Origin of the sequence: Streptomyces ossamyceticus (genome assembly GCF_001418475.1) — a bacterium.
Classification (GTDB): domain Bacteria; phylum Actinomycetota; class Actinomycetes; order Streptomycetales; family Streptomycetaceae; genus Streptomyces; species Streptomyces ossamyceticus.
The window spans coordinates 1-3,055 of sequence record NZ_LIQX01000941.1; the positions used below are offsets into that span (position 1 = coordinate 1).

At 74.5% G+C, this 3,055-nt stretch carries 1 protein-coding gene; it reads left to right on the top strand.

Going from position 1 to position 3,055, the window contains the following annotated elements; translation table 11 throughout:
• On the top strand, positions 1–2,834 hold a 2,834-nt coding region (locus AOK15_RS40775), incomplete at its 5' end, for a bifunctional [glutamine synthetase] adenylyltransferase/[glutamine synthetase]-adenylyl-L-tyrosine phosphorylase (RefSeq protein WP_055524260.1).
• Positions 2,835–3,055 lie beyond the last annotated feature (221 nt).

Below are 3,055 nucleotides of genomic sequence, written 5' to 3' on the forward strand. Positions count from 1 at the left end.
CGGTCCGTGTGGTCCGGCTGCTGGAAGGGCAGCCGGACCACACGGACCGGCGCAAGGTGCTGGACACGCTGACCGCGGCGAAGCCGCTGCGGGACCGGCTGCTGGGAGTGCTCGGCGCGTCCGCCGCACTGGGCGAGCACCTCGCACGGCACCCCCACGACTGGCAGGCGCTCGTCACGTACGAACCGCAGGACCTGCATCCGGGGGTCGCGGAGTTCGAACGCGGCCTCGCCGAGGCCACCGACCCCGTCTCCCTCCGGGTCGCCTACCGCCGCTGCCTGCTGTCGATCGCCGCCCGTGACGTGTGCGGCACCACCGATGTCGCCCAGGCCGCCGCCGAACTCGCCGACCTCGCCACCGCCACCCTCCGCGCGGCCCTCGCCATAGCGAGCGCGGCCGCCCCCGAGGACGCGGCGCTGTGCCGGCTCGCGGTGATCGCGATGGGCAAGTGCGGCGGCCACGAGCTGAACTACGTCTCCGACGTCGACGTCATCTTCGTCGGGGAGACCGCCGACGGCGCCGACGAGCAGGCGGCCGTCCGCGCGGCCACCCGGCTCGCCTCGCACATGATGCGGATCTGCTCCGAGACGACCGTCGAGGGCAGCATCTGGCCCGTCGACGCCAACCTGCGGCCGGAGGGCCGTAACGGCCCGCTCGTACGGACACTCAGCAGCCACCTCGCGTACTACCAGCGGTGGGCGAAGACCTGGGAGTTCCAGGCCCTGCTGAAGGCCCGCCCGGTGGCCGGCGACCTCGACCTGGGTGAGCAGTACGTCGCCGCGCTCGAACCCCTCGTGTGGAAGGCCGCCGAACGGGAGAACTTCGTCGCCGACGTGCAGCGCATGCGCCGCCGGGTCGTCGAGAACATCCCGGCCGCCGAGATCGACCGCCAGCTGAAGCTGGGACCGGGCGGTCTGCGGGACGTCGAGTTCGCCGTGCAGCTGCTCCAGCTGGTCCACGGGCGCGCCGACACCTCGCTGCGCAGCGGCACCACACTCGACGCGCTGGGCGCCCTCGCCGCAGGTGGATACGTGGGCCGCGTCGACGCCGCCCAACTCGACGCCGCCTACCGCTTCCTGCGCTCCATGGAGCACCGCATCCAGCTCTACCGGCTGCGCCGCACCCACCTCGTCCCCGAGGACGAGAACGACCTGCGGCGCATCGGCCGCTCGCTGGGCCTGCGCGCCGAGCCGGTCGCCGACCTGCACCGCGAGTGGCGGCGCCACGCGGCCGTCGTACGACGCCTGCACGAGAAGCTGTTCTACCGTCCCCTCCTCGACGCCGTCGCCCAACTCGCGCCCGGAGAGGCCAGGTTGAGTGCCGACGCGGCCCGCGAACGGCTCGTCGCCCTCGGCTACGCCGACCCGGCCTCCGCCCTGCGCCACCTGGAGGCCCTGGCCTCCGGCGTCACCCGCAAGGCCGCCATCCAACGCACCCTCCTGCCCGTCCTGTTGGGCTGGTTCGCCGACTCCGCCGACCCGGACGCCGGACTCCTCAACTTCCGCAAGGTCTCCGACGCCCTCGGCAAGACCCCCTGGTATCTGCGGCTGTTGCGCGACGAGGGCGCCGCCGCCGAGAACCTCGCCCGGGTCCTGTCCGCCGGGCGCCTCGCCCCCGACCTCCTCATGCGCGCCCCCGAGGCCGTCGCCCTCCTCGGCGACGGCGACGGCGGCACCGGCGGGCTCGAACCCCGCGGCCGCCCCCACCTCGAACAGGAGATCCTCGCCGCCGTCCGCCGCGCCGACGGCGCCGCCCAGGGCGTCACGGCCGCACGCGGCGTACGGCGCCGCGAACTCTTCCGTACGGCCGCCGCGGACATCGTCGGCTCCTACGGCACCGAGGCGTCCCCGGCCACCGCCGACCAGGGCGCGCTGGTCGACCTCGTCGGCGGCGCGGTCTCCGACCTCACCGCGGCGACCCTCGCCGGCACCCTGCGCGCCGTCGTCCGCGAGGGCTGGGGCGACACCCTGCCCACCCGGTTCGCCGTCATCGGCATGGGCCGCTTCGGCGGCCACGAACTGGGCTACGGCTCCGACGCCGACGTCCTGTTCGTCCACGAGCCGCGGGAGGGCGCCGACGAGCAGGAGGCGGCCCGCGCCGCGAACACGGTCGTCGCGGAGATGCGGCGCCTGCTCCAGCTCCCCAGCGCCGACCCGCCGCTCCTCATCGACGCCGACCTGCGCCCCGAGGGCAAGTCGGGCCCCCTCGTCCGGACCCTGAAGTCCTACGAGGCGTACTACCGCCGGTGGTCCCTGGTCTGGGAGTCCCACGCCCTGCTGCGGGCCGAGCCGGTCGCCGGGGACGAGGATCTCGGCCGCCGCTTCGTCGACCTCATCGACCCGCTCCGCTATCCGGCGGACGGACTCGCGGAGGACGCGGTCCGCGAGATCCGCCGGCTCAAGGCCCGCATGGAGTCGGAGCGGCTGCCGCGCGGCGCCGACCCGACCCTCCACACCAAGCTCGGCCGCGGCGGTCTCTCCGACGTCGAGTGGACCGTCCAGCTCCTCCAGCTCCGCCACGGGCGGCGCGAGCCGGGCCTGCGCACGACCCGTACGCGGGCCGCGCTGCGCGCCGCGCGGGAGGCGGGACTCGTCACGGACGAGGAGGCGGCGACCCTCGACGAGGCGTGGGTCCTCGCGACCCGCGTCCGCAACGCGGTCATGCTGGTGCGGGGGCGGGCCGGCGACACGTTCCCCTCCGACAGCCGTGAGGTGGCCGCGGTGGGGCGTTACCTGGGGTATGGGCCGGGTCATGTGGGAGACATGCTCGACGACTACCGCAGGACTACGCGGCGGGCTCGGGCGGTGGTGGAGGACTTGTTCTACGGCACGTGAGGGTGAGGGCCGGGCGCCTGGTTGCTCGGGGGTGCGGGATGCGTGGGTGGGTGTGGGTGCATTGTGGTTACTCGCGCAGTTCCCCGCGCCCCTGAAGAGCGACCGGGGCTACGCCCCGTGCTTTTCAACGGCGCCATCCCGCTGAAGGCCGGGCCGCAGGCCCAAGCCTTCAGGGGCGCGGGGAACTGCGCGAACAACCCCCACTCACCCGCACCCGCCGA